Origin of the sequence: Streptomyces sp. NBC_00102, from assembly GCF_026343115.1 — a bacterium.
GTDB lineage: Bacteria > Actinomycetota > Actinomycetes > Streptomycetales > Streptomycetaceae > Streptomyces.
In genome coordinates this window covers 97886-123393 of record NZ_JAPEMC010000005.1, presented here as the reverse complement: position 1 = coordinate 123393, position 25508 = coordinate 97886, and the positions used below count along the sequence as shown (strand labels likewise).

Below are 25508 nucleotides of genomic sequence, written 5' to 3'. Positions count from 1 at the left end.
CTTGGGTGCCTTCCGTATCAGGTCTGAGGGAAGTCGGGTCTGGAGGGATCTCGCCCGTGCGCAGGCGCGGAGGGTGTCGCGCGGAGATCCCGTCCGGTGCTCAGCCGAGCAGCGAGCGGCCGATGATCTCCTTCATGATTTCGGTGGTGCCGCCGTAGATGGTCTGGACACGGCTGTCGAGGAACGCCTTCGCCACCGGGAACTCGCTCATGTAGCCGTATCCACCGTGGAGTTGGAGGCAGCGGTCGACGGTCCGCTTCTGCAGTTCGGTCGCCCACCACTTGGCCATCGAGGCATGTACGGCGTCGAGCCGGCCCTGGCTGTGCTCCAGGACGCAAGCGTCCAGGAAGGTGCGGGTGACCGCCGCCTCGGTGGCCATCTCGGCGATCTCGAAGCGGATGTGCTGAAGCCGGGCCAGCGGTCTGCCGAACGCCTCGCGCTCCTTGACGTACCGCGTGGTCACCTCCAGGATCCGCTCGGCCCCGGCGGCGGCGCCGACCGCGATGGCCAGCCGCTCCTGGGCGAGGTTCTCCACGAGGTGGACGAAGGCCCGGTTCTCCTCGCCGAGCAGGTTCTCCTTGGGAACACGCACGTCGGTGAACGACAACTCGGCGGTGTCCTGGGCTTTCTGGCCGATCTTGTCGAGGTTGCGGCCGCGTTCGAAGCCCGCCGTGCCGCGTTCCACGACGAGCAGGCTCTGGCCGCCGCTGCCGCCCTCGGGGGTGGTACGGGCGACGACGATCACCAGGTCGGCGAGAACGCCGTTGGAGATGAAGGTCTTCGCGCCGTTGAGCAGGTAGTGGTCGCCCTGGTCGGTGGCGGTGGTGCGGATGCCCTGGAGGTCGGAACCGGCGCCGGGTTCCGTCATGGCGATGGCGGTGATGATGTCGCCGGAGACGAACCCGGGCAGCCAGCGGCGTTTCTGCTCCTGGTCGGCGAGCCGGGTCAGGTACGGGCCGACGATGTCGTTGTGCAGGCTCAGGGCCGGCCCGGAGGCGCCGGCGCGGGCCAGCTCCTCGATGAGCACGGCGCTGTAACGGAAGTCGTCGCTGCCTCCGCCGCCGTACTCCTCGGCGACGGCCATGCCCAGCAGACCCTGCCGGCCCGCCGATCGCCACACCTCACGGTCCACGACGCCCTGCTTCTCCCAGCGTTCGTGGTGGGGAACCGACTCCTTGGCGAGGAAGGTCCGCACCGTCTCGCGGAACGCCTCGTGGTCGGGTCCGTACAGGTCGCGTCCGAATGTCACAGCCAGCTCCTCACGTGCTCGATCAGACGAACGGGATCGGGTCCGACGGGGGTGACGTTGAGCATCGTCACCCCCGCCTCGCGGAACGCCTCGACCCGGTCGCGTACATGTCCCTCGGGACCGGCCAGGCAGAGCCGCTCCAGGAGTTCCGCGGGTACGGCCGCCTCCGCGTCCTTCTTGCGGCCCGCGAGGTAGTGCTGCTGGATGGCGGCCGCCGCCGACTCGTAGCCGTAGGCGCTGATCAAGTCGTGGTAGAAGTTCCGGCCGGGGGCGCCCATGCCGCCGACGTAGAGGGCGACGGTGGGGCGCATCAGGTCGCGGACGGCCTCGGCCTCGTCGCCGATGGCCAGCAGTCCGCCGGCCACGACCTGGAGCGGGCCGAGCGCGGGATCGCGGGCGGCGGCGCCCTCGGCGAGCGACCGGCCCCAGACCTCGGCCGCGTGCTCGGGGACGTAGAGGAACGGCAGCCAGCCGTCGGCGATCTCGGCGGCCATCTTGACGTTGGCCGGGCCGAGCGCCGCGAGGTAGACCGGGATCGTGTCGCGGACCGGGTGGTTCAGCAGTTTCAGCGGCTTGCCGAGGGTGCCGCCCTTCTCCGGCGACAGGGGCAGCTCGGTGATGCCGCGGTGCTCGATCACCTCCCGCCGCCAGATCCGCCGGGACAGTTCGATCACCTCGCGGGTGCGGCCCAGCGGTCGGTCGTACCGGCGGCCGTGCCAGCCCTCGACGACCTGCGGCCCGGAGGCGCCGACGCCGAGGACGGCGCGGCCTCCGCTGATGGCGTCGAGTCCGGCCGCGGTCTGGGCGATCAGCGCGGGGGTGCGCGAGTAGACGTTGAGGATTGCCGAGCCGATCCGCATCCGCTCGGTTCTCGCGGCGAGGTATCCCATGAGCGTCGGGGAGTCGAAGCCGTAGGCCTCGGCGACCCAGACGGCGTCGAGTCCCGCCGCCTCCAGGGCGGCGGCGCCGTCCGCGGCGGCACGCGGATCACCGGCGTACGTCAGGGGCGAGGAGAGTTCCATCAGCTGTGACCCTTCAGAAGTCCGGGTACGTCCCAGTCGCGGGCCACGTCCGGGGTGTGCGCGCCGGGGACGGCCGGGGGAAGCCGCAGGGTGCCGGGGGTGCCGGAGAATCTCGGCGCGGGAGCGGGCTGGGTGATGCCGTACGCCTCGGTGTAGGTGCCGCGCCCTGCCAGATGCGGATGCCCGGCCGCCTCGCGCAGCGTGAGGACGGGTGCGACGCAGGCGTCGGTGCCCTCGAAGACGGCCGTCCACTCCTCGCGGGTGGCGGTCTTGAAGCGTGCGGTGAACGCGGCCCTCAGCTCGGGCCAGTCGCCCGGGTCGGAGCGGTCCGGCAGATCCTCTCCGTCCAGACCCAGCAGGGCGACGAACACCGCGTAGAACTGCGGTTCCAGCGCCCCGACCGCCATCCAGCCGCCGTCGGCGGTCTCGTAGACGCCGTAGAAGGGGCTGCCGCCGTCGAGCGGGTTGCGGCCCCGGGCGTCCTGCCAGGTGCCCTCGGCGAGCATCCCCCAGAACATGGCGGTGAGGTGTGCGGCGCCGTCCACGATGGCGGCGTCCACCACCTGGCCCCGGCCGGTGGCGCGGGCGGTGAGCAGCGCGGCGAGGACGCCGGTGGTCAGGTAGAGGGAGCCGCCCGCGTAGTCGCCGAGCAGGTTGGCGGGGAGGGCCGGTGGCCCGTCCGGGGTGCCGATCATGGACAGGGTGCCGGCGGTGGCGATGTAGCCGATGTCGTGTCCGGCCCTGGCGGCGAGAGGTCCGTGCTGGCCCCAGCCGGTCATCCGGCCGTACACCAGCGCGGGGTTGACGGCCAGGCACTCGTCGGGGCCGACCCCGAGGCGTTCGGCCACACCGGGTCGGTAGCCCTCCACGAGGATCTCGGCGCGCGCGGCCAACGCCCTTACGGTTTCCGGCCCTTCGGGCGATTTGAGGTCGATCAGGACCGAGCGCTTGTTGCGGTTGGTCACGTCGCGGGCGGGATCGCCGCCGAGCGGCGAGGGGCCGGGACGGTCCACGCGCACCACGTCGGCACCCAGGTCGGCGAGGAGCATCGCGGCGAACGGACCAGGACCGATCCCTGCCAGTTCGAGCACGCGTACGCCGTCCAGAGGGCCTTTCACGGCAGCGCCGGGCGGGTCCGGGGAAGGGTGGCTCATGGGTTCCTTTCTCGGTGCGCGGCGGTCTTCCCGCCGATCGACCGGGACCTTACTGAGCGTTCGCTAAAACGTAGAAGCGCGGAGTCGGTCGGTCAACTCCTCGCGCAGCACGAGTTTTTGTGGTGGAGTGGCGGGGAATTGAGAGCAGGCCGGGGTTCGTTCGCCAGGATCACTGATCGATCGCTAAGCACAGGAAGGATGCCGTCGGGGACCCACGGCCGTACGATGTCGCCGATCGCCACCCGCCCCCGGGCCTTTCGTTCGGATCATGCTGGATCGGGGAGCGGGGTCCGTTGCCGTACGCCGGAAGGCGGAAGAGGGAGTCCACGCGGAGCGTCGGCGACCGACGACGCCGCGAGGCGCGGCACCGGACGCGCGAGCCCAGCACGATCCGAACGACAGGCCCCGGGAGAGTCGTTGAACACCCAGCCGAGCCAGGACCCCACGCCCCAGGCGGCGCACTGGCGCTCCTACGGACCGCTCGAACTGCACCCGATCCTGCTCCACGCCATGGAAGCCTTCAACGAGCACGGCTACCACGGCACTTCGGTCCGGGACATCGCCCGCCGGGTCGGCGTCACCGTGCCCGCGCTGTACTACCACTACGAGAACAAGCAGGCTCTGCTGGCCACCCTGCTGGAGGCGTCCATCAAGGACGTCCTGGACCGCTGCCGGGCCGCGGCCGCGGAGGCCGGGGACGATCCGCTGGCGCGCATCTGCGGCATGGTCGAGTCGATCGTGCTCTACATGGCCCACCGTCGGCGGCTGGCCTTCCTGGACACCGAGATACGCAGCCTGGAGCCGCAGAACCGGGCCCGTTACGTCGCCCTGCGCGACTACCTGGAGCACATGCTGCTGGACGCGGTCGAGACGGGCCGGGCGACGGGTGTGTTCACCACACCCTTCCCCGCCGACGCGGTGCGTTCGGTACTCGTCATGTGCCAGGGGGTCGCCAACTGGTTCCGCGCGGACGGTCCGCTCACGGCGGAGGAGGTCGCCGAGCGCCATGTGCTGTTCTGCCTCGGCACGCTCGGCCACCCCGGAGCGGTCACCGGCGGTCCCGCGCTCCCGTACCACCGGCGCACTCCCCTCCGGTCCCCCTCGTCCGGGGGTTCCGCCGCACGCTCCCCCAGGTGACCCGGCGGGCCACCGTACGCACCACGGCTCCACCGACGCACCGCGCTGCCGCACCACCGATGCACCGCGCCACCGACACACCTCCACGGACCGCACCGACGAGAGGACACCCGCATGAACCCCACCGAAGCCCACGCCCGGTTCCAGGAACTCCGGGAGCACGACGGCCAGGTCGACCCGCTCGAACTCGACGCGGTCTGGGCCGAGTTGGACACGGTCAGCCCCGAGGAGATCCTCGGCGACTGGAAGGGCGGCGAGTTCCGCACCGGCCACCCGCTCGACGGCATGCTGGCGAAGGCCGACTGGTACGGAAAGTCGTTCCTCTCCGTGCACGACGCCAAGCCGCTGGTCTGCCGGAACGCGGCGGGCGAGCTGTACTCCAACCTCGAACTCGGCCAGGGTGAGGCCAGTCTGTGGACCGTCGAGTTCCGTGGCGAGTCCACGGCCACCATGGCCTACGACGGCCGGCCGGTCTTCGACCACTTCAAGCGGGTGGACGGGAACACCCTGATGGGGATCATGAACGCCAAGGGCGTTCCGGCCGAGGGCCCCTTCTACTACTTCTTCCTGGAACGCGCCCCCGGGATCCGGCTCGCCGCACCGGCCCCGCGCGCCACCGAGGAATCGTGAGACGCGTCCGCGCCGCGGTCGTGGAGGCGCCGGGCGCACCGTTCACCGTCCGGGACGTGGAGCTCGAGGACCCGCGGCCCCGCGAGGCGCTGGTGAGGATGACCGCGGTGGGCGTCTGCCACACCGACCTGGCGATGCGGGAGTCCTGGCCCCGGCAGCTCATGCCGATGGTCTTCGGCCACGAGGGCGCCGGTCTGGTCGAGGCGGTGGGCGAGGAGGTGACCGGTGTCGCGCCCGGCGACCGGGTCTGCCTCACCTTCGCCCGCTGCGGGGCCTGCGGGGAGTGCGCGGCGGGCCACCCGGCGTACTGCCACGCCGCACAGGCCCTGAACTTCTCCGGCGGGCGCGACGACGGCTCCACTCCGCTCTCCCTCGACGGCGCACCGCTGCGGGCCGGCTTCTTCGGCCAGTCCAGCTTCGCCACGTACGCGGTCGTCCACGAACGCGGCCTGGTCAAGATCCCCGCCGACCTGCCGGACGAGGTCGCCGCACCGCTGGGCTGCGGCGGCCAGACGGGCGCCGGGACCGTGCTCAACCGACTGCGCCCCCCGCCGGGTTCCTCGCTGGTGGTGCTGGGCGCGGGCGGGGTCGGCCTGAGCGCGCTGATGGCGGCGGTGGCGGTGGGCTGCGACCCGGTGGTGGCAGTCGACCCGGTCGCCTCCCGGCGTGCGCTGGCGGTGGAACTCGGCGCGCATGCGGCCCTGCCTCCCGGGGACGGCCTGGTGGCGGAATTGCGCGACCTCACCGGCGGTGGGGCGCGGTACGTCGTGGAGACCACGGGGCGTCCGGAGATGGCCCGACAAGCGGTCGTGGCGCTGCGCCCGCGCGGTGAGCTCGCCCTTCTCGGCCTCGGCGGCGAGGTGACGTTCGACGTGATGGGGCTGCTCGCCAAGGGGGTCCGCGTCCACGGGGTGATCGAGGGCGACTCCGACCCGGGCACCTTCGTCCCCGAGCTGATCGGCCTGTACCGGCGCGGGCTCTTCCCGGTCGGCCGACTGGTCACCACGTTCCCGTTCGAGGAGATCGGGGCGGCGGTGGCCGCCATGCGGGACGGCAGTGCGGTCAAGCCGGTCCTCGTCTTCCCCTGACCACCGGCAGTCGCGTCCCGCGGGCCCGGCCGAGGAAGTCCGGCGCTCCGACGCCGTGTGATTGACTGCTCCGCATGGCCTCCGCCTCCCCGTCCGCGCGTTCGGCCGCGGCCCCCGACGCGACCGCGGCCACGCGGCCCCGCAACCGCAGGCAGCTCATCGTCGGGGCGGCCGGGCGGGTCTTCAGCGAGCGCGGCTATCACGCGGCCTCCATGGAGGAGGTCGCGGCCGGCGTGGGTATCACCGCGGCAGCCCTGTACCGGCACTTCCCGAACAAGTACGCGCTCTTCGCCGAGTGCGCCGACGTCATGGTGGACGGCCTGGTCGCCGCGCTCGACGAGGTGCCTCCCGGGGCGGCGCTGGCGGACGTCCTCACCGCGGTCACCCGGATCACCGTCGCCCATCGCGCGTCGGGTGGTGTGTACCGCTGGGAGGCCCGCTATCTCAGCCGCGAGGACCGTCGTCGTCTCGCGGCCAAGTTCGACCGTCTGGCCGGGCGGGTGGACGAGGCGGTGCAGCGCGAGCACCCGCGGGACGATGAGCGTCTGCGCACCCTGGCCGCCCTCGGGGCGATCGGGTCCATCACGATGCATCACACGTCGATCGCCCAACGCAGACTGGAGGAGCTGCTGTTGGCCTCAGCGCTGCGCGTAGCGGCGAGTGGTCCGGCAGGGGCTCCGGCGGGTTCGCGCACCGTGGTGGATCTGCCCGCCCAGCCGGTGCCGCGCACCCGGCGCGCGGAGATCCTCGCGGCGTCCGTCCCGCTGTTCGCCCGGGACGGCTTCGCCAGCGTCACGAACGGCCAGATCGCGGAGGCGGTGGGGCTGACCCCGTCCGCGCTCTACCGCCACTACCCCGGCAAGACCGACATTCTGGCTGCGGCCTGCCTCCAGGCCGCAGCGCTGCTGGCCCAGGGGGTGGAGCGGAGTCTGCGCGAGGTGACCGGCCCCCACGACGCCGTCGTCGCTCTGGCGGCGACGTACGTGGCCTACAGCTTCGAGTACACCGAGCTCAACAGCGTCGCCGAGGCCGAACTCGCCGGTCTGCCCACGGGACACCGCCGGCCGTTGGTCCTCGCGCAACGGGAGCACATCGCCGTCTGGGAGCAGCAGTTGAGGCTGGCCCGTCCCGAGTTGGACCCGCGTCAGGCGCGGGTTCTGGTGCACGCCGGGTTCGGTGTGGTGGTCGAGGCGGGGCGCAGACTCCGGTGGCTGGACACTCCCGGCCACCGCGAGTCCGTGACCGCCCTGGTCGTGTCCGCTCTCGGCGTCTGAACGGCCGCCCGGCGTCGCCGGAGCGCCGTCGGGGCGTGGAGTGCCTCTCTCGCGCCGGTTGCCCTGGTGCCCGCCCCTCGGCCGATCGCCGGGGGCGGGCACGGGTGTTGACCGGACCGGCGGATCAGGCCGCCCTGTTCCCGGTGGGGATGGTGATGGGTGTGGTGGCCCCCGAGGTGCCCTTGTTGAGGAAGAGCATGGCCAGGGCGCGGACGAACTGGTCGAACACGTAGAACGAGCCGGGCATGATGGGCGACAGCCCCTCACGGAACAGGATGAACGCCGGCCACGCGGTACGGACCAGGGCCGCCGACACATAGTCGCGTTTCAGCCCGAGCCAGTCGCCGACCTGGTCGCTGAGGACGTAGCGCACGAACTCGTTCAGGAACCCGCGGGTGACGCCGAGGTCGATCTGCGCGGTCAGGCCGAGCAGTTCCTCGGCCAGCGCGATGCCCTCGGTCGACGGAGTGAGGATCGGGGTGAGCACCTGCGCCGACTGTGCGTCGGCGGCGGCCCAGGTCTGCGGGATGTACTCGTCCGGCACTCCGAGCAGGTGGACGGCGACCTGCCACGAGTGGAGGAACGCCTCCTGGTCCGCGGCGGAGAACGGGACCTTCCACTCCAGCAGCTTGCGGTGGACGTAGGTGCCGAGGCTGTGGAAGGTGACCAGGATATCGGCCGCGCTGATCGGAATGGTCTCGTCGGCGACGGCCTGCCAGTGCGGCGACTGCGGCAGCAGGTGGCGTACCGCGGCGTGCACCACACGGGTCTTGTTCGCGGTGACGACGAACTGCCCCGTCGGCTCGAAGGCCCCCAGCTGGGAGAGGTCGTACCCGAACGTGAACGTCTTGGCCGCGCGGTCCTGCATGTTGGCACCGCCCGCGGACCAGTAGACGCTCTTGGCCTCGCGCGGGATCACGGTGCTCATGATCCCGCCGCCGAGGCCGTACAGCATGAAGAGGTACGTGTCCCGGCGCCGGTTGAAGTCCGCGGCACGGGCGAGCTTGACGGGGTCGGCCCAGGAGGGCAGCCGGTTGACCTGGCTCAGGTACGAGGTGAACTCGGCCGGAACGCCGGTGGGCAGCGGGTCGTTGTTGTTCACCCACGACCCCCACGCCGCGTTGATCGCGGGCACGTGGCCGTTGTCGACCATCGAGGCCATCAGCGGGTCCGCCAGGTCGTCCCAGATCCACGCCGGTCCGGTCCCCGTGGTGGCGGTGGCTCCCCCGGTCGATCCCGTCGACGCCCATGCCTGGGCCGGGTTGGCCACGCCCACGAGACCGAGAGCCACGCCGAGGGACAACATTTTTCGCCTGCTGAGATTCTCCATTGACTTACCTGCTTCCCTGATGGGTCAGTTGGCTTCGAGTAGCCTTCGCAGACTTGCAAGTCGGGTGATCCACACGCGGTGGACCGTGTCACACCGATGTGATTTTTGATTAACATAGCGAGGTGTGATGCCGTCGGCAATGGTGGTGACGGAGGAGCTCTTCGCCAATGTGGTGCCGCGGTGGACCGGTCGTCCTCCCGGAACGAAAGAGGACGACTCCGTGGGATCTCGCACGGGGACGGCGCCGGACTCGCACGTCACCGCGGCTCGATCAGCGTCGTGCGGACGGTTCGAGCGAGCCGCCGGCCAGGTAGCCGGTCCGATGGTCGGTGGCTGGATCGGACCACGGACCGTCGACCGGCCGACGCGCATGACGCTGCGTCCCGCTGCGCGACGGCTGTCCCTCAGGGGATGCCCCCGGATTTCGTGAGACGGGGGCGGGTAGACCGCTGGAGCACGGCTTTCGCGTACTCCGGAGGGGGTGTTGGCGTGCTGTCACAGCGCGCTGCACGGTCGTTCGAGCAGGCTTACGAGGCGTACAGGGCAGAGTGCGACATCGACGAAGTGGAGCTGGGGCCGGCACGACCCCGTCTCATGGCCGGAGCCGCACGACTGGAAGTGCCTTCGGCGTGCTGGAGCAGGAGGGCCACAGGCCGTACCTGCTCGTGGCCCGCATGGGACAGGTTCCACCCGGAATGGAGTTCCGTGTCTGGGACGGAGGGGAGAAAATCTCGGCGAACGACCGCGCGCTGCTGCCGGGTTACCCGAGGGGCGCACTGTATCCGACCGTTCTGGGACGGATGACGTCCGTGTGGACCGCGGCGTCGGTCCTGGGGGATCTGTCGGCGAAGGCCCGCGCCGCCGGCGTTCCGCTCCGCGGCGGGCTCCCTCCCGCGACGCTCGTCGCCGGAGGCGTGGAGCTCCTGTGGCGTGAGGTCCAGAAACACCACCATCTCGACCAGGGCGAGGGAGCCACCCTGCGGTGCCGGGAAACGATCACCTACAAGCCCTGGCTCTTCGGCTTCCTCCGTAGCACCAAGACCGAGCACGCGGTCTTCGACCGCACGCCGGCGAGCGAGGGAGGGCATTACGAAGTCGAAGCCAGTTGGGCCGACCGCGACAACGAGCCGCACAGGATCTACAGACCGCCGCGCGACCTCAAGTTCGACGTCGCCACCTATCGCCACGCCTGCGACGGAACGGTGGTGGCGATCAGCTCCGTTCACCTTCGGTCGACCTGACCGCTTCCACGACGGCACGTGAAGCGGGCCGAGGGTGGCCGGATCATGGCATTGCCACCGCGTTCCGTTCCGCGCCCTCTCCGTCCGCGACCACGCGTCGGGGCACCGCGCGCCGCGCGAACGGGCGCGAACGCCCGACAGGACGGCTGTGCCCGCCGGCGCAAGGGCCGGCGGGCACAGCCGTGTCGCGGGAGGGGCCGGGGGGTCAGGCGCCCGCCCTCCGCTTGTTCCACACGTCGAAGCCGACTGCCGCAAGCAGCACGAGGCCCTTGATGACCTGCTGCCAGTCGGTCCCGACCCCGACCAGGTTCATGCCGTTGTTGAGCACACCGAGGACCAGGCCGCCGATGATGGCTCCCAGCACGGTTCCCACACCACCGCTCATCGACGCCCCGCCGATGAACGCGGCCGCGATGGCCTCCAGTTCGAAGTTCACGCCCGCCTTAGGCGAGGCGGCGTTGAAGCGCGCGGCGAAGACGAGACCGGCGAGCGCCGCGAGCATTCCCATGTTGAGGAACACCGCGAAGGTGACCTTCTTGTCCTTGACCCCGGAGAGCTTCGCGGCGGGCAGGTTCCCGCCGATCGCGTACACATGGCGTCCGATCACGGCGTTGCGCATCACGTATCCGAAGCCGACCAGCAGCACGGCCAGGATCAGCAGGACCACGGGCGTGCCCTTGTAACTGGCGAGCAGCAGGGTCGTGACGAGGATCGCGGCGACCAGCGCCGCCGTCTTCAGCGCGAACAGGCCCGCGGGGAGCGTCTCCAGGGTGAACTCGCGCTGGCGCCGGCGGTCCCGCACCTCCTGGAACACCACGTAGGCGGCCAGTCCGATCCCCAGGAGCAGCGTGATGTTGTGGTAATTGGTCTCCGGTCCCACCTCGGGCAGGAACCCGTTGGCGACCTTCTGGAGCCCCTCGGGGAACGGGCCGAGGGTCTGCCCCTTGAGGAAGATCTCCGTCAGCCCGCGGAAGAGCAGCATGCCCGCGAGGGTCACGATGAACGAGGGGATGCCGACGTAGGCGATGAAGAAGCCCTGGAGGGCGCCGGCTGCGGCGCCCAGCAGCAGGGTGAGCAGCACCGCGACCGGCCAGGAGACGTGGTGCTCGACCATGAGCACCGCCCCGATGCCGCCCACCAGGGCCATCAGGGAGCCCACCGACAGGTCGATGTGCCCGGCGATGATGACGATCATCATGCCGATGGCCAGGATGAGGATGTAGCTGTTCTGCAGGACCAGATTGGAGACGTTGCGCGGCAGCAGCAGATCGCCCCCCGTCCAGATCTCGAACAGGAGCACGATCAGGCCGAGGGCGAAGAGCATCCCGTACTGGCGCATGTTGCGCCGGACGCCGTCCAGGAGCACCCGGCCGACCGGCCCGCCGGTGGAACCGCCGCCCGGCGGCGCGGGCGTGGTCGTGGTCGTACTGACGTCGGTGCTCATGCCTGGTGTCCTTCGCTGGGGGTGGCACCTGCGGTGACTGCCGGTGGTGCGGTGGTGTCCCGGGTCATGTACCGCATCAGCACCTCCTGCGTGGCGTCCTCGCGGGACACCTCACCGGTCAGCCGCCCGGCGGCCATGGTGTAGACGCGGTCGCACATGCCGAGCAGTTCGGGCAGCTCGGAGGAGATGAAGAGGATCGCCTTGCCCTCGGAGGCGAGCCGGTCGATCACGGTGTAGATCTCGAACTTGGCCCCGACGTCGACCCCTCGGGTGGGTTCGTCGAGGACCAGGACGTCCGGACCGGCGAGAATCCACTTGCTGAGGACGACCTTCTGCTGGTTGCCGCCGGAGAGGCGGCCGACCGGTTCGAGGACGTTCGGAGCCTTGATGTTCATGGTCTTCCGGTAGCGTTCGGCCACCTTGCGCTCGTCGTGGCCGTCGACGATGCCGCGCCGGGCGAGGGAGCCGAGCGAGGCGAGCGAAATGTTCCGGCTCACGGTGTCCCCGAGGTCGAGACCGTAGTGCTTGCGGTCCTCGGTGACGTACGCGATGCCGTTGGCGATGGCCTCGGGAACCGTACGCGTCCGTACCTCGCGGCCGTCCCGGAGGACGGAGCCCTGCTCGTAGTGGCCGTAGGAGCGGCCGAATACGTTCATCGCCAGCTCGGTCCGGCCCGCACCCATGAGCCCGGCGATGCCGACGATCTCGCCCCGGCGGACCTGGAGCGAGACCCCGTCGACGACCTTGCGGCTGCGGTCGAGGGGGTGGCGCACGGTCCAGTCCCGGATCTCCAGGGCCGGTTCGGTGTCGGCGGCGCCCTCGTAGGGCGTGCGGTCGGGGAAACGGCTGTCGAGGTCCCGGCCCACCATGCCGCGGATGATGCGCTCCTCGGTGGTGGCCGGGTCCTTGACGTCCAGGGTCTCGATGGAACGCCCGTCGCGCAGGATGGTGACGGAGTCGGCGATCCGCGCTATCTCGTTCAGCTTGTGCGAGATGATGATCGAGGTGATGCCCTGGCCCTTCAACTCCCCCATCAGCCGCAGCAGTTTGGTGCTGTCCTCGTCGTTGAGCGCGGCGGTGGGCTCGTCGAGGATCAGCAGCCGGACGTCCTTCGCCAGCGCCTTGGCGATCTCCACCAGCTGCTGCTTGCCGACGCCGATGTCGGCGACCCGGGTCTCGGGGTGCTCGTCGAGCCCGACCCGCCTGAGCAGTTCGGCGGCACGGCGCAGCGCCTCGCGCCAGTCGATGATTCCCCGCCGGGACGGCTCGTTGCCGAGGAAGATGTTCTCGGCGATCGACAGGTAGGGAACCAGCGCCAGTTCCTGGTGGATGATGACGATGCCGCGCCGCTCACTGGCCCTGATGTCCTTGAACCTGCACGGTTCGCCGTCGAAGACGATCTCGCCCTCGTAGCTCCCGTGGGGGTGGACGCCGGACAGGACCTTCATGAGCGTCGACTTGCCGGCGCCGTTCTCTCCGCACAGGGCGTGCACCTCTCCGCGCGCCACGGAGAGGGTCACCTCCGACAGTGCCCTGACCCCGGGAAAGGTCTTGACGATGGACCGCATCTCCAGGACCGGTCCTGTCGGTGGCGGCTCGGGGGCGGGCACCTCGGAGGGATGGGTGGCGGAGGTCACCCGAGCTCCCCGGCGTTGATGTAACCGGAGTCGACCAGGACCTTCTGGTAGTTCGACTTGTCGACGCTGACCGGGTCGAGCAGGTAGGACGGCACGATCTTCTTGCCGTTGTCGTAGGTCGTGTCGTCGTTGGTCTCGGGCTTCTTGCCGTCGAGCACGGCGGCCACCATGTCCGCGGCGACCTGGGCGAGGGCCCGGGTGTCCTTGTAAACGGTCTGGGTCTGCTCGCCCGCGATGATCGACTTCACGGAGGCGACCTCGGCGTCCTGGCCGGTGACGATCGGCAGCGGCTTGGCGGCGCTTCCGTAGTCGTCGGACTTCAGGGCGGAGAGGATACCGATGGAGATGCCGTCGTAGGGCGAGAGCACGGCGTCGACCCGGGCGGTCGAGTAGGCGGAGGTCAGCAGGTCGTCCATGCGCTTCTGCGCGGTGCCGCCGTCCCACCGCAGCGTGGTGACCTGGTTGAGCTGGGTCTGCTTGGAGCGTACGACCAGCTGCTTCTTGTCGAGGTAGGGCTTCAGCACCTTCATCGCGCCGTTGAAGAAGTACTTGGTGTTGTTGTCGTCGTTGGAACCGGCGAACAGCTCGATGTTGAAGGGCCCCTTCTTCGCGCCGCCCTCCAGACCCAGCTTGTCGACGATGTACGTGGCCTGGAGCTCGCCGACCTTCTCGTTGTCGAAGGAGGCGTAGTAGTCGACATGGTCGGAGCCCAGGATCAGCCGGTCGTAGGAGATCACCGGGATGTGGGCGTCCGCCGCCTGCTGCAGGACGTTGGAGAGCGCCTCGCCGTTGATGGCGGCCACGACGAGCGCGTCCACACCCTGGGTGATCATGTTCTCGATCTGGGCGACCTGCTGGTCGGGGTCGTCCTCGCCGTACTGGAGGGTCGCGGAGAAGCCCGCCTTCTTCAGGCTCGCCGTCATGTTCTTGCCGTCGGCGATCCACCGCTCGGACGACTTGGTGGGCATGGCGATGCCGATGGTCAGGTCCTTCTTCTTGTCCTTCGACTCCTCGCTCCCTCCCTCGCTGCTCTGCCCGCAGGCGGTCAGGAGCAGGGCACAACCAGTGGTCACGGCCAGAAGGGCGTATGCGGATCGGAGTTTCGTCATGGGCGTTACCTGGCAATCCCGTCGTCGAGGCGGCTCTGTCCGGAACGACCTCGGCGGCAGCATGCGTGCTCGCGCCGCTGGACGGCGTCGTCCCGGCTTGGCGACCGGGGCTCAGCAGACCCGGCAGAGCTCGATTGTTAGCGCTCACAACGGCGTCGTACAAGAGGCGTTGAGGTTTTTCTCGCGTCGATACCCACCCGTAAGCAGGAAGATGAGCGGCAAACACGGCGCATCCCGCAGAAAGCGGTGCGCCCGACCCCGACGGCCGCCCCTCACGACGGGGGCAGGCGCGTCGCGCCGGAAGTCCTTCCGGCCGTCGAGCGAACACCCTGATTCCTCAAGGTAGTTCGAGGACGAAGCACTCGGACCGGCGAACAGCCCTGCCGCCACGGCGACTTCACCGAACATGCACAGAGGGCACACTGCCCTGGGCGGCGCGGGCCAGTTCCGTCAGGCGCTGCGGCCCGTCACCGTTCAGCCGGTTGAGCAGCGACGAGGACGCCCTGCCCAGACCTCCGGCGGTGGTACCGAGGCGGACGAACCTCACCATGTCCTCGACGGCGCGCATGAGTTCCTCGGCGGTCGGCCCCGGGCAGAGGTCCATAACCTTCTTATGCATAGGCTCATCATCCATATGCATGTATGTGGAATCTAGTACCGCATCGGGCCCCGTCGATCGCGGAGGAGCGGAGCCGGGCGCACCCGCGCGGCGCCTCGGCCGCGACGCGGTCCGGGGCCACCCGCCGATCCGCGAAAGGGAGTTCGCCGACGACAGCCGGCCGCCCCGAAGCGCCGGGCGCACCCCCAGGGGTCCGGACCCGTCGCCACGACATGGCGCGTCCCGGGGCCGGAGGCACCTGATCGCTCCGCCGCGGAAGGGCTGAAAGAAGTCTTGCGCAAAGCATTGACCGCAACGTCGACGGGGTTCACAGTACTCGCTAATGCGCATTAGTAATACGCATTAGTGATCCGGAGGAACACGGTGGAAGAACCCAGGAAGCGGGCCCGGCCGGGCCGGACACCCGCACCCACGGGTCGTACGTCCCGGCCGAGACAGGCCGAGGTGGCCCGGCTGGCAGGGGTCTCGCAGGCGACGGTCTCGCTGGTGCTCGGGGCGCGCAAGCAGGGCGTCACGATCTCGGAGGAGACCCGGCAAAAGGTCCTCGACGCGGTGCGCACCCTCGGTTACGTCCCCGATCCGGCGGCCAGCCGGCTCGCGGCCGCACGCAACAATCTGCTCGGGGTCTTCAGCTTCACGTCCACCTTCCCGACCGACGTGCAGCACTCGTACTACCCGTTCCTGGTCGGCGTCGAGCAGGAGGCCGCGGCCCGTGGCTACGACCTGGTGCTCTTCACCGGGTCCAGCACGGGCGGCGCCGGGGCCGCCGGACCCCACGCGCTCAATCGGGTACGGCTCGCCGACGGCTGTCTGTTCCTCGGACGCCACGCGCCCGCCGACGAGTTGGGGCGGCTGGTCGCCGACGGCTTCCCCGTGGTCCACCTGGGCCGCAGGGACGAACTCGAAGGGCTCGCCTGGGTCGGCGCCGACTACGTCAGCGCGGCCCAGGAGGTCGTCGCGCACCTCGCCGCCCTCGGACACCGGCGGATCGTGCTCGTGCGGGAGGACGACGAGGCCCCCGCCTCCACCGACCGCGAGCACGGCTTCCTCAAGGGGCTGGAGGAAGCGGGTCTGCCCGGCGGCCCCGGAGCCGTCTTCCGCTCCCCCGACCCGCGGCGCGAGCTCACCGCGGAGCGGATGCGCGGCTGGCTGGCCGACGGCGTGACCGCGTTCGTCGCGGAGGAGACCGACACGGCAGACGCGTGGCTGGCCCTCCGCGACACCGCGCGGTCCCTCGGGATCGACGCGCCGCGCGACGCCTCGCTCGCCCTGCTCGGCAGCCCGCCGCCGGACCTGGCGGACGGCCCGTCCCCCACGGGATTCGACATCCCCCGGCCGCAGTTGGGCGCGGCAGCCGTACGCATGCTCGCCGCCCTGGTGGCCGGAGAGGAGACGACCGAGCCTCTCGTGGCCTGCACCTTCCGGCCCGGCACGACCTCGGGCCCGGCGCCCGGCGCCGGACACCGCTGACGGCCCGGCGGACAGGCGCCCCCGAAGACCCGACGCGCGGACAGCGAACCACCACCCCACGCACGCACAGCACTTCAAGGAGAACCGTGATATCCGAACCCGACATCCTCATCGTGGGCGCCGGTCTGGGCGGCGTCGCCGCCGCCCTCGCCGCCTGCCGGGCGGGGCGCACCGTCGTCCTCACCGAGGAGACGGACTGGATCGGCGGCCAGCTCACCTCGCAGGCGGTCCCGCCCGACGAGCACCCGTGGGTCGAGGAGTTCGGGACCACCGCCTCGTACCGCACCCTGCGTGAGTCCATCCGGGACCACTACCGCCGGTGGTATCCCCTGCGTTCCGAGGCGCTGGCCCTCACCGCCCTCAACCCGGGGGCTGGCCGTGTCAGCAAGCTGTGCCACGAGCCGCGCGTCGCCCTCGCGGTCCTGGAGGCGATGCTCGCGCCGCACCGCTCCTCCGGACGGCTGACCCTCCTGACCGAGCACCGGCCGGTCGCCGCCGAGGCGGGCGGCGACGACACCGTACGGTCCGTCACCCTGTCCGACCTGCGCGGCGGTGGCCGTCGCACGATCGGCGCCCGGTACGTCGTCGACGCCACCGAGACGGGGGAACTGCTCGAACTGGCCGGGGTCGAGCACGTGACCGGCGCGGAGGCCCGGAGCGAGTTCGGTGAACCGCACGCCGCCGAGGAGGCCCAGCCCCTCAACCAGCAGGGCATCACGGTGTGTTTCGCGCTCTCCCACCACGAGGGCGAGGACCACACCATCGAGCGGCCGGCCGACTACGAGTTCTGGCGCACGTACCGGCCGGACTTCTGGCCGGGACCGCTGCTCGGTTTCCTCGCTCCCGATCCCCGCAGCCTCGAGGCGGTTCCGCGCACCTTCGTCCCCAACCCGGAGCTCGATCCGCTCGACGTCAGCGCGGACCAGTCCGCGGACGCGGGCGACAAGGAGCTCTTCGGCTTCCGCCGGATCCTGGCCCGTAAGCTCCACCGGCCCGGCGCCTTCGACTCCGACATCACCCTGGTCAACTGGCCTTTGAACGACTACTGGTTGAAGCCGCTGATCGGTGGCGGCGAGGAGACGTCGGCCGCCGCGCTGGCCGAGGCCCGCCAGCTCTCCCTGTCGGTCCTGTACTGGCTGCAGACCGAGGCACCGCGCGCGGACGGCGGCCGGGGGTTCCCGGGTCTGCGGCTGCGCCCGGACGTGACCGGCACGTCCGACGGCCTCGCCAAGGCCCCGTACGTACGCGAGTCGCGCCGGATCAAGGCGGTCACCACCGTCACGGAGCACGACGTCTCGATCGACCTCGTCGGCCCGTACGGCGGCACCCGGTACCCGGACTCCGTCGGCGTCGGCAACTACCGCATCGACCTGCACCCTTCGACCGGTGGCGACAACTACATCGACATCGGCTCGGTGCCCTTCGAGATCCCGCTCGGCGCGCTGATCCCGCGCCGGGTCCGCAATCTGCTGCCCGCCGGCAAGAACATCGGCACCACGCACATCACCAACGGCTGCTACCGGCTCCACCCGGTGGAATGGAACATCGGCGAGGTGGCGGGCGCGCTGGCCGCGCACTGCGTCGCCGAGGGTGTCGAGCCGCACCAGGTCCAGGCCGAGAGCAAGCGGTTCGACGAGTTCGCCGGGCTGCTGGACCGCGAAGGCGTGCAGCGCCACTGGCCCGACGTACGGGGCTACTGACCGACCCGATCGATCCGCCCGACGCGCGGCGTGGACCGCCCGTCGATCGGACCACCGCTCCACCGCACGGCCCCCGGGGTGCCGCGGAACGCCGGGCGGGCGCAGCTCCACCTGTACCCGCCCGGCCCACGGGCCGGCCGCCTTCCGGCGACCGGCCCTGCCGCCCTCGCCCTGCCATTCGCACAAGGAGGTGCCCAGCCATGAACACCCATCGCATCCGCGTCGGCATCGACGTGGGCGGAACCTTCACCGACGCCGTGGCCGTCGATGCCACGACCCTGGATCTTCTGGGGCAGGTGAAGGTTCCCACCAGCCACCATCATGAGGACGGTGTCGCCCACGGCATCGTGGAGGCTCTCGACCGCCTGCTCGAACAGACCGGTCATACCCCCGAGGACGTGAGCTTCCTCGCCCACGGCACGACACAGGCTACCAACGCCCTGTTGGAGGGCGACGTCGCCACCGTCGGGCTGATCGGCATCGGCGCGGGTCCGAGCGCCACCCTCACGCGCAGGCTGGCCGCCTTCCGCAAGCTGGAACTCACCGCGGGCAAGCGGCTTCCGCTCGTCTACGGGCACGTGGCCGACCCGGACGACGCGTCCGCCGTGGGCGCCGCCCTGGACGCGCTCGTCCGCGAGGGCGCCGAAGTGGTCGTCGCCAGCCAGCCGTTCAGCGTCGACCGCCCCGATGGCGAGGACGCCGTCGCCGCCGCGGCCGGGGAGCGGGGGCTCCCGACGACCGCCGCGCACGACATCACCTCGCTGTACGGGCTGCACAAGCGGACCCGGACCGCCGTGGTCAACGCCGCGATCCTGCCGCGCATGCTCGCCACGGCCGATCTCGTCGACGCCTCCATCACCAAGGCGGGCGTGAACGCGCCCCTGATGGTGATGCGGTGCGACGGCGGTGTGATGTCGCTGGACGAAATGCGGCGCAGACCTCTGCTGACCGTGCTCTCCGGTCCGGCGGCGGGCGTGGCCGGCGCGCTCATGCAGGAGCGCGTGAGCGAGGGCCTGTTCCTGGAGACCGGCGGTACGTCCACGGACATCAGCGTGGTGCGGCGCGGCAAGGTCGCCGTCCGGCACGCCACGATCCTCGGCAGGACGTCGTACCTGTCGGCGCTCGACGTCCGGACCGTCGGAGTCGGCGGCGGTTCGATGGTCCGTGTGTCGGGCGGCAAGGTCACCGGCGTCGGGCCGCGCAGCGCGCACATCGCGGGGCTCCCGTACGCCTGTTTCGCGAGCCCCGAGGACCTGGCCGGAGCGAAGGTCACCCTGATCCGTCCGATGGCCGACGACGCGGCGGACCATGTGGTGATCGACGCGGCCGGAGGCCGTTTCGCCCTCACCATGACCTGCGCCGCCAATGCCCTGGGCCGGGTGCCCGAGGGGGACTTCGCGCGGTGCGACCCGGCGGTGGCCGAGGCGGCGATCGCGCCGCTGGCCGCGCTGCTCGGTACCGACGTCGCCACGGCGGCGGCGAGCGTCCTGGACGCGGGCACCGAGCGGGTGAGGTCCGTGGTGGACGCGATGATGCGCGACTACCGCCTGGACAGGGACACCGCGGTGCTCGTCGGCGGAGGCGGCGGGGCGGCTTCCGTCACTCCCCATCTCGCGGCCGTCACGGGTCAGGAGGGCAGGATCGCCCGGCACAACGAGGTGATCAGCCCGATCGGCGTCGCCCTCGCCCTCATCCGCGAGCAGGTCGAGCGCATCGTTCCGGGCGCCGGGCAGGAGCAGATCCTCGCCGTGCGCGCCGAGGCGGAGGCCGCCGTCGTCGCCCAGGGGGCCGCCGCCGACGGGGTGGAGGTGGAGGTCACCGTCGATCCGCAGACCAGCACCGTGCGGGCCGTCGCGACCGGCGCCACCGAACTGCGTACCCAGGACCGCGCCCACCGGGCCGACGAGGCGGACCGGCTGCGCGCCGCAGCCGACAGCCTCAGGGCCGACCCGGCGTCGGTGCGGGTGCTCGCGGGGACGGCCGCCCACACCGTGTACGGCACCGAGGTGCACCGCAGGTTCCGCCCGGACCGCCACCCGGTGCGGGTCGTCGACGCGGACGGCGTCGTACGGCTCCACGCGCCGGACGCCCGGGTCGAGACCACCACCGTCGGGCGGGCGCCCGAGGTTCTCGCCGGCCTGGTGAGGGAGGCCACCTCGTACGGCGACGGCGGTGTCCGCGCCCCGGCGCTGCGGCTCCTGCTGGGCTCGCGGATAGCCGACCTCTCCGGTGTGCTCGACCCGCAGCCGCTGCTGGCGCTCGCCCGCAGCGAACTGCGTTCCCGCGCCGCGGACGAGACGGTCGTCGCGGTCGTGGAGTCACGGTCGTGACGGCCGCTCTGCTCGACCGGGCCGCCCTCGCGGCGATCGGGGCGCTCGCGGATCGGGACGACGTCGAGTTCGGCGTACGGCTGCTCACGAACACCCCCACGCACGAGAACCGCGATCCGGAGCTGCTGCGCCGCTGGGCGCGCAGGGCCGACGCGTTCGGCTCTGCGCTGGAGCCCGCCGCCTCCACGGCCCGTGTCGTGGAGAGCGACGGCGGGCTGGCCAGGGGGCTCCTCGCGCGCTACACCTCCCGGCCGGTCCCGACCGTCGAGCTCTTCACCGACACCCTCGCCCTCGCCGAGGAGCTGACCGAGCTCCTCGGCTGGCGCCACTGGTACCCGGCCGGCTCGGTCCGGGCGGCGGCGATCGCCCACGAGGCGGTGCACGAGCGGCTCCACCACGGCACGGCGAAGAAGGAGCTGAAGCTGGCTCTGGACCACGTCGTCCTGCGTGCGGGACGCCACCGCCTGTACGGCCATGTCGCGGGCGCCGACGAGATCGCCGCCCATGCCCACGCCCGTGCCGCCTGCGGCCTGGGACGCAGCCCACTCCTGCTGACGGCCGCCCTGGCCACCGCGGCCGAGCCGCACCACGGATCCCCGCACGGAAGAGAGAAGTAACGCCATGGGCGTCGTCATCCTTCTTGTCATGGCGGCCGGTGTCGCCGCGATGCTCACCCGCAGACTGCCCACCGCCTTCGCGCTGGTCGTCCTGGGCGTCGTCATCGCCTTCGTCGCCGGCGCCCCGCTGTCCGGCGAGAACAGTGTGCTGGACACGGTCGTCCAGGGCGGCGCGCCGATGCTCGCCGCCACGATGATCGCGATTCTGCTCGGGTCCTGGCTGGGCAAGCTGCTGGACGAGACCGGCATCGCGGGCACCCTCGTCCGCAAGATCGTCGAGTTCGGCGGGGACCGGCCGGTCGTGGTCGCTCTCGGCGTGCTCGCGGTCTCCACCCTCGTCGGCACGGTCACCGGTTCGGCCCCCGCGGCGATGCTCGCCGGCATCATCGGCATCCCCGCCATGATCGCCGTGGGCATCCCCAAGGTCACCGCGGCCGGCACGATCCTGATGGGCATCGCCGCGGGCATGCCCTTCGAGCTGCCCATCTGGCAGTTCTTCTCCACCGCGCTCGAACTGCCCGTCGACACGGTGCGCGGCTTCATGCTGAAGCTGTTCCCCTTCGCGCTCGCCGCCGCCGTCCTCTTCGTCCTCATCGAGACGCGGCGAAGGGGCGTGGAGCACGCCTGGTCGCTCAAGTCGGCCTCGGCCAAGCCCTCCGCGAAGTCCTCCTCGCGGCGCGAGCAGCTGGGCGACGCGCCCTGGTACGCGCTGCTCACCCCGGTCGTCCCCCTGGTCCTCGCCCTCGGCTTCGAGGTCGCGATCCTGCCCTCGATGCTGGCCGGTGTCCTGTACGCGCTGGTCACCACCACCCCGCCACGCGAGATGAACAAGCGGCTGCTGAGGACGCTGTACGGCGCGTTCGAGGTCGCGGCGGCGCCGATCGTGCTGTTCGTCGCCATCGGCATCCTGCTCGCCGCGGTGAAGCTGCCCGGCGCGGTCGACTCCCTGGAGCCGCTGGTCAAGGCCGTCAGCCCGCAGAACCCGGTGCTCTTCGTGCTGGTGTTCACCCTGCTCGTACCGCTCTGTCTGTACCGGGGCCCGCTCAACGTCTACGGCCTCGGCGCGGGCATCGCCGGTGTCCTCATCGCCGCCGGCATCTACCCGGCCGTGGCGGTGCTGGGCCTCGCCACCTCGTACAACCAGGTCTTCGGGGTGTCGGACCCCACCAGCACGCAGACCGTCTGGAGCGCGCAGTACGCCGGGGTGACACCGCAGCAGGTGATGCTGCGGACCCTGCCGTACGTCTGGGCCGTCGCCCTGGGCGGATTCTGTGTCACCGCCGCCGGTTACCTGTGATCCCCCACATCGGCCATCTGTGATCTCTCACTCCACGGGACGGAGCACGACATGACACAGCACGAGCACGAGGCACGCCGGCCGGACCCGCAGCCCGCCTTTTCGGAGGCGCTGCGGCCGACCAGGAGGATCTTCCTGCGGGGCGCGGTCGCCGGGGCCGCCGGGGCCGCCGGAATGATCGCCACCGGCGCCGCCACCGGGAGCGCCGCCGCGGCGGCACCCGGAGGATTCCCCGACTACCGTTACGTGAGGACGCTTCTGACGCCCTCCCGGCTGAAGTACAACCCGACGGGCGAGATCATCTTCCCGTGCATCAGGGGGGTCTACGACAAGCTGTCGAGTCCGCTGGGCCGTTACTACCTCTACTACGGTCCGCACGACGCCCCCGGCGGGATCTGCCTGGCCTACGGCGACTCGCTGGAAGGCCCGTTCACCGAGTACCCGGCCAACCCGATCGTCCCCAACGACTGGCAGCCGCACTACAAGGTCAGCCACGTCGCCTCCCCGCACGTCCTCTGGAACGAGGACGTCAAGGAACTCTGGCTCTACTTCCACGGCGAGAACAGCACGACCCGGCTCGCCCGTTCCAAGGACGGCATCACCTTCACCTACGACAAGGTGGTGCTCACCACCGCGATGATGCCGACGGGCAGCACCGAGACCTCGTACGCCCGCGTCTTCCGGCACGACCTGCCCGCGCGCGGTGCGCGCTACGTGATGCTCTTCATGCTCAACAACCAGTCCAACCACCGCGACATCGCCTGGGGCTGGTCGAAGGACGGCCGGGACTGGACCTTCGACCAGCAGCCGCTCGTACGCCACACCGACGTCGGCGCGGTCAACGTCGGCGGCCCGCACCTGCTGAGCCGGAACGGGAGCACGTACGTCGTCTACAACACCGACAAGGAGAGCGGCGGCAATCTGATGATCACCGAGGTCGGCAACGACTTCGGCCGCCGCGACCACCTCGGCGTCTTCTACGACTCGGGCACCGCGGCACCCGAGAACGGCCGCAGCGCCTCACCGAGCTTCGGGACCGACCACGGCGTGCCGTACATGATCTACGAGGCGGGCGAGCGGCTCCAGGGTTCGATCGCCCTCGCGCGCGGCTGACGCACACCCGATGGAGACGCGTGCCGCCGTGCCGGCGGCACGCGTCTCCATCGGGTGGTTGGAACTCCGGCGGATCCGGGCTATAGTTGATCTTGAAGGCGCGGTCCGCTCCGGCGGTACGGTGCCCGCGCGTTGGTCGTCCAAGGAAAGACGCCCCGCTTCCCGCGGGGAAATGCAGGTGCAAGGCCTGCCCAGCGCTCCACCAGCCCCGTTCCTGGTCACCAGGAACGGGGCTTCTTTTCATGACCCCTGGAGTTCGCAAGCGCGGAGCCCGGGCCACCAGGGGCAATCTTCAAACTTCAAAAGAGGGCAATGGTCTAGGCCAAATCATTGACGTGCATGCGTCATCACTCGATTCTGGCGACACCTTTCCCGACAGGAGTCTCCATGAAGCGTCTTCGCGCTCTGCTCTGCGGTGCCGCGACCGCGGCACTGGCCACCGCCGGACTCGCGGCGTTCACCGCGCAGCAGGCTTCGGGTGCGTCCGCCGCCGCCAACGCCGCCCTCAGCAACCGGTGGTACGCCGCCGCGCCCTACCTGATGCCGCACGACAACAACCCGCCGGACGCGGGCGCCATCATGGACGCCACCGGGCTCAAGGCGTTCCAGCTGGCGTTCGTCCTCGCTCCCAACGGGGGCGGTTGCAGTCCGACGTGGGACGGGACGTCACCGGTCTCGTCGGACACCGCGGTGGGGTCGGTCGTCAGCGCGATCCGCGCCAAGGGCGGCGACGTGTCGGTCTCCATCGGCGGGTACGGGGGAACCAAGCTCGGCCAGGCCTGTTCCGACGCGGCGTCCACCGCGGCCGCCTACCAGCAGGTCATCACGAAGTACCAGTTGAAGGCCATCGACTTCGACCTGGAGGAGCCGGAGTACGAGAACGCGACCGCCATCGCCCATGAGATCGGCGCGGCCAAGATTCTCCAGCAGAACAACCCGGGACTCTACGTCTCGGTCACCACCGCGGGAACGGCCGACGGAACCGGCTGGTTCGGCAAGCAGATGCTCAACGAGGCCAAGGCGCAGGGCTTCACGCCGAACAACTTCTCGATCATGCCCTTCGACGGCGGGTTCAACGGCGCGGCCGCGCAGACGAGCGCCCTGACGAACTTCAACTCCATCCTGCAGTCCACCTTCGGCTGGGACGCGGCGACCGCCTACGCGCACCAGGGATTCTCCGGGATGAACGGCCGCAGCGACACCGGCGAGTACTTCACTCAGGCCGACTTCCAGACGGTTCTGGACTACGCGACCAGCCACCACATGGACCGCTTCACGTTCTGGTCCCTCAACCGCGACCGCCAGTGCACCCCGCCCGACAACAACGGCACGACATCCGGTACGTGCAGCAGCGTGGCCCAGTCGAACTGGGACTTCGCCAAGTACTCGGTGAAGTTCGCCGGAGTCACCCCGCCGACGACCACACCGACGACCACGCCCCCCACCACTCCTGCCACCACTCCCCCGACGGGTGGCGGCTGCGCCGCGGCGGCGTGGAGCAGCGGCGCCGTCTACACCGCCGGCAACACCGTCTCGTACGGAGGCCACACCTGGAAGGCCAAGTGGTGGACGCAGAACGAGACGCCCGGCACCACCGGTGAATGGGGTGCCTGGCAGGACCTCGGCACCTGCTGACCCGGCCTCGGTGACGGCCGGCCCGCAGGGACGTGCGGAGCAGGACCTCGACGTAGACGTCACCCCCTGCCGGGCGGACCTGAGGCTTCTCCGCGAACGCCCTCGTTCGTTCACGGAGGAGCCTCCCCGACGGTGGTCTGTTTCCGTTCCGTCCGCCTTCGTCGGCCGAGGCGGGACCTTTCCGAGTCCCGTCGCTCCGTGGGCGGCCGGCACGGCCGTACACCGCGTCGATCCCGTCGGCCGTGACGACCTCGACCTCCGGCACGATCCCGTTCCGGGCGCAGAAGTCCAGCATCTCCTGCGTATCCTCGAGGGCCTTGCCGCCTGAGCCCGAGCACGGAACAGGGTGCGAGGCGAGTGCCTCAGCACGGTGGCCGCCAGTGGGAGCACGGACCGCCCAGCCATAGGTTTC

Annotated in this window: 20 protein-coding genes; 12 read left to right on the top strand and 8 right to left on the bottom strand. The window is 70.7% G+C overall.

The features are described 5' to 3' along the window. Positions 1 to 100 precede the first annotated feature (100 nt). Genes OHA55_RS34735 through OHA55_RS34725 form a run of 3 tightly spaced genes read right to left on the bottom strand, consistent with a single transcriptional unit; the run spans position 101 to position 3425 of the window. Entirely contained in the window at positions 101 to 1249 is a 1149-nt protein-coding gene (locus OHA55_RS34735) for an acyl-CoA dehydrogenase family protein (RefSeq protein ID WP_266714172.1), read from the bottom strand. After that, positions 1246 to 2271: an LLM class F420-dependent oxidoreductase gene (locus OHA55_RS34730; RefSeq protein WP_266714170.1), complete on the bottom strand. Its 1026-nt coding sequence runs from the start codon at positions 2269 to 2271 to the stop codon at positions 1246 to 1248. The genes OHA55_RS34735 and OHA55_RS34730 overlap by 4 nt, the downstream gene beginning before the upstream one ends. Continuing rightward, the gene (locus tag OHA55_RS34725; RefSeq protein WP_266714168.1) at positions 2271 to 3425 is read right to left on the bottom strand and encodes a CaiB/BaiF CoA-transferase family protein; all 1155 of its coding nucleotides are present in this window, start codon (positions 3423 to 3425) and stop codon (positions 2271 to 2273) included. Before OHA55_RS34725 ends, OHA55_RS34730 begins: the two co-directional genes overlap by 1 nt. A 417-nt stretch (positions 3426 to 3842) precedes the next feature. On the opposite strand from OHA55_RS34725, the gene OHA55_RS34720 reads away from it, so the two are divergent. The 4 genes from OHA55_RS34720 (at position 3843) to OHA55_RS34705 (ending at position 7554) form a co-directional block, all read left to right on the top strand. Continuing rightward, a complete protein-coding gene (locus OHA55_RS34720) occupies positions 3843 to 4562 on the top strand; it encodes a TetR/AcrR family transcriptional regulator (RefSeq protein WP_266714166.1) in 720 nt (239 codons plus the stop codon). Positions 4563 to 4676: 114 nt separating this feature from the next. After that, positions 4677 to 5192: a DUF4334 domain-containing protein gene (locus OHA55_RS34715; protein WP_266714164.1), complete on the top strand. Its 516-nt coding sequence runs from the start codon at positions 4677 to 4679 to the stop codon at positions 5190 to 5192. After that, complete coding sequence (locus tag OHA55_RS34710; RefSeq protein ID WP_266714162.1) at positions 5189 to 6280, top strand: NAD(P)-dependent alcohol dehydrogenase; 1092 nt, start codon at positions 5189 to 5191, stop codon at positions 6278 to 6280. The genes OHA55_RS34715 and OHA55_RS34710 overlap by 4 nt, the downstream gene beginning before the upstream one ends. A 74-nt stretch (positions 6281 to 6354) precedes the next feature. After that, positions 6355 to 7554, top strand: a complete 1200-nt coding sequence (locus OHA55_RS34705) for a TetR/AcrR family transcriptional regulator (RefSeq protein ID WP_266714160.1) — start codon at positions 6355 to 6357, stop codon at positions 7552 to 7554. A gap of 124 nt (positions 7555 to 7678) precedes the next feature. Here OHA55_RS34705 and OHA55_RS34700 read toward each other — a convergent pair whose 3' ends face one another. Beyond that, positions 7679 to 8884: an oxygenase MpaB family protein gene (locus OHA55_RS34700; RefSeq protein WP_266714158.1), complete on the bottom strand. Its 1206-nt coding sequence runs from the start codon at positions 8882 to 8884 to the stop codon at positions 7679 to 7681. 695 nt (positions 8885 to 9579) lie between these two features. On the opposite strand from OHA55_RS34700, the gene OHA55_RS34695 reads away from it, so the two are divergent. Beyond that, complete coding sequence (locus tag OHA55_RS34695; protein ID WP_266714156.1) at positions 9580 to 10125, top strand: hypothetical protein; 546 nt, start codon at positions 9580 to 9582, stop codon at positions 10123 to 10125. Between the two features lie 205 nt (positions 10126 to 10330). Here the strand turns inward: OHA55_RS34695 and mmsB are convergent, their stop codons facing one another. The 4 genes from mmsB to OHA55_RS34675 form a co-directional block, all read right to left on the bottom strand. Continuing rightward, positions 10331 to 11569: a multiple monosaccharide ABC transporter permease gene (gene mmsB / locus OHA55_RS34690; RefSeq protein WP_266714154.1), complete on the bottom strand. Its 1239-nt coding sequence runs from the start codon at positions 11567 to 11569 to the stop codon at positions 10331 to 10333. Next, the gene (mmsA, locus tag OHA55_RS34685; RefSeq protein ID WP_266714276.1) at positions 11566 to 13137 is read right to left on the bottom strand and encodes a multiple monosaccharide ABC transporter ATP-binding protein; all 1572 of its coding nucleotides are present in this window, start codon (positions 13135 to 13137) and stop codon (positions 11566 to 11568) included. The genes mmsB and mmsA overlap by 4 nt, the downstream gene beginning before the upstream one ends. 65 nt (positions 13138 to 13202) lie before the next feature. Continuing rightward, positions 13203 to 14315, bottom strand: a complete 1113-nt coding sequence (gene chvE / locus OHA55_RS34680; RefSeq protein WP_266714152.1) for a multiple monosaccharide ABC transporter substrate-binding protein — start codon at positions 14313 to 14315, stop codon at positions 13203 to 13205. Between the two features lie 397 nt (positions 14316 to 14712). Then, the gene (locus tag OHA55_RS34675; protein WP_266714150.1) at positions 14713 to 14934 is read right to left on the bottom strand and encodes a hypothetical protein; all 222 of its coding nucleotides are present in this window, start codon (positions 14932 to 14934) and stop codon (positions 14713 to 14715) included. Positions 14935 to 15297: 363 nt separating this feature from the next. On the opposite strand from OHA55_RS34675, the gene OHA55_RS34670 reads away from it, so the two are divergent. The 7 genes from OHA55_RS34670 (at position 15298) to OHA55_RS34640 (ending at position 25096) form a co-directional block, all read left to right on the top strand. Continuing rightward, on the top strand, positions 15298 to 16404 hold the full coding sequence (locus tag OHA55_RS34670; RefSeq protein ID WP_266714148.1) for a LacI family DNA-binding transcriptional regulator: 1107 nt from the start codon (positions 15298 to 15300) through the stop codon (positions 16402 to 16404). Positions 16405 to 16490: 86 nt separating this feature from the next. Next, positions 16491 to 18104: an FAD-dependent oxidoreductase gene (locus OHA55_RS34665; protein WP_266714146.1), complete on the top strand. Its 1614-nt coding sequence runs from the start codon at positions 16491 to 16493 to the stop codon at positions 18102 to 18104. A 200-nt stretch (positions 18105 to 18304) separates the two neighbouring features. Next, the gene (locus OHA55_RS34660) at positions 18305 to 20434 is read left to right on the top strand and encodes a hydantoinase/oxoprolinase family protein (RefSeq protein WP_266714144.1); all 2130 of its coding nucleotides are present in this window, start codon (positions 18305 to 18307) and stop codon (positions 20432 to 20434) included. Continuing rightward, the gene (locus tag OHA55_RS34655; protein ID WP_266714142.1) at positions 20431 to 21051 is read left to right on the top strand and encodes a hypothetical protein; all 621 of its coding nucleotides are present in this window, start codon (positions 20431 to 20433) and stop codon (positions 21049 to 21051) included. Before OHA55_RS34660 ends, OHA55_RS34655 begins: the two co-directional genes overlap by 4 nt. A gap of 4 nt (positions 21052 to 21055) precedes the next feature. After that, on the top strand, positions 21056 to 22348 hold the full coding sequence (locus OHA55_RS34650; protein WP_266714140.1) for a TRAP transporter large permease subunit: 1293 nt from the start codon (positions 21056 to 21058) through the stop codon (positions 22346 to 22348). A gap of 51 nt (positions 22349 to 22399) precedes the next feature. Next, complete coding sequence (locus tag OHA55_RS34645; protein WP_266714138.1) at positions 22400 to 23461, top strand: hypothetical protein; 1062 nt, start codon at positions 22400 to 22402, stop codon at positions 23459 to 23461. Between the two features lie 387 nt (positions 23462 to 23848). Further along, a complete protein-coding gene (locus tag OHA55_RS34640; RefSeq protein ID WP_266714136.1) occupies positions 23849 to 25096 on the top strand; it encodes a carbohydrate-binding protein in 1248 nt (415 codons plus the stop codon). Positions 25097 to 25508 lie beyond the last annotated feature (412 nt).

Excerpts from the sequence above, each read along its gene's own strand:
- OHA55_RS34730 (WP_266714170.1), bottom strand. The coding sequence starts at position 2,271 with ATGGAACTCTCCTCGCCCCTGACGTACGCCGGTGATCCGCGTGCCGCC.
- OHA55_RS34725 (WP_266714168.1), bottom strand. The coding sequence starts at position 3,425 with ATGAGCCACCCTTCCCCGGACCCGCCCGGCGCTGCCGTGAAAGGCCCT.
- OHA55_RS34715 (WP_266714164.1), top strand. The coding sequence starts at position 4,677 with ATGAACCCCACCGAAGCCCACGCCCGGTTCCAGGAACTCCGGGAGCAC.
- OHA55_RS34705 (WP_266714160.1), top strand. The coding sequence starts at position 6,355 with ATGGCCTCCGCCTCCCCGTCCGCGCGTTCGGCCGCGGCCCCCGACGCG.
- OHA55_RS34700 (WP_266714158.1), bottom strand. The coding sequence starts at position 8,884 with ATGGAGAATCTCAGCAGGCGAAAAATGTTGTCCCTCGGCGTGGCTCTC.
- OHA55_RS34695 (WP_266714156.1), top strand. The coding sequence starts at position 9,580 with ATGGAGTTCCGTGTCTGGGACGGAGGGGAGAAAATCTCGGCGAACGAC.
- mmsB (WP_266714154.1), bottom strand. The coding sequence starts at position 11,569 with ATGAGCACCGACGTCAGTACGACCACGACCACGCCCGCGCCGCCGGGC.
- mmsA (WP_266714276.1), bottom strand. The coding sequence starts at position 13,137 with ATGCGGTCCATCGTCAAGACCTTTCCCGGGGTCAGGGCACTGTCGGAG.
- chvE (WP_266714152.1), bottom strand. The coding sequence starts at position 14,315 with ATGACGAAACTCCGATCCGCATACGCCCTTCTGGCCGTGACCACTGGT.
- OHA55_RS34675 (WP_266714150.1), bottom strand. The coding sequence starts at position 14,934 with ATGCATAAGAAGGTTATGGACCTCTGCCCGGGGCCGACCGCCGAGGAA.
- OHA55_RS34660 (WP_266714144.1), top strand. The coding sequence starts at position 18,305 with ATGAACACCCATCGCATCCGCGTCGGCATCGACGTGGGCGGAACCTTC.
- OHA55_RS34650 (WP_266714140.1), top strand. The coding sequence starts at position 21,056 with ATGGGCGTCGTCATCCTTCTTGTCATGGCGGCCGGTGTCGCCGCGATG.
- OHA55_RS34645 (WP_266714138.1), top strand. The coding sequence starts at position 22,400 with ATGACACAGCACGAGCACGAGGCACGCCGGCCGGACCCGCAGCCCGCC.
- OHA55_RS34640 (WP_266714136.1), top strand. The coding sequence starts at position 23,849 with ATGAAGCGTCTTCGCGCTCTGCTCTGCGGTGCCGCGACCGCGGCACTG.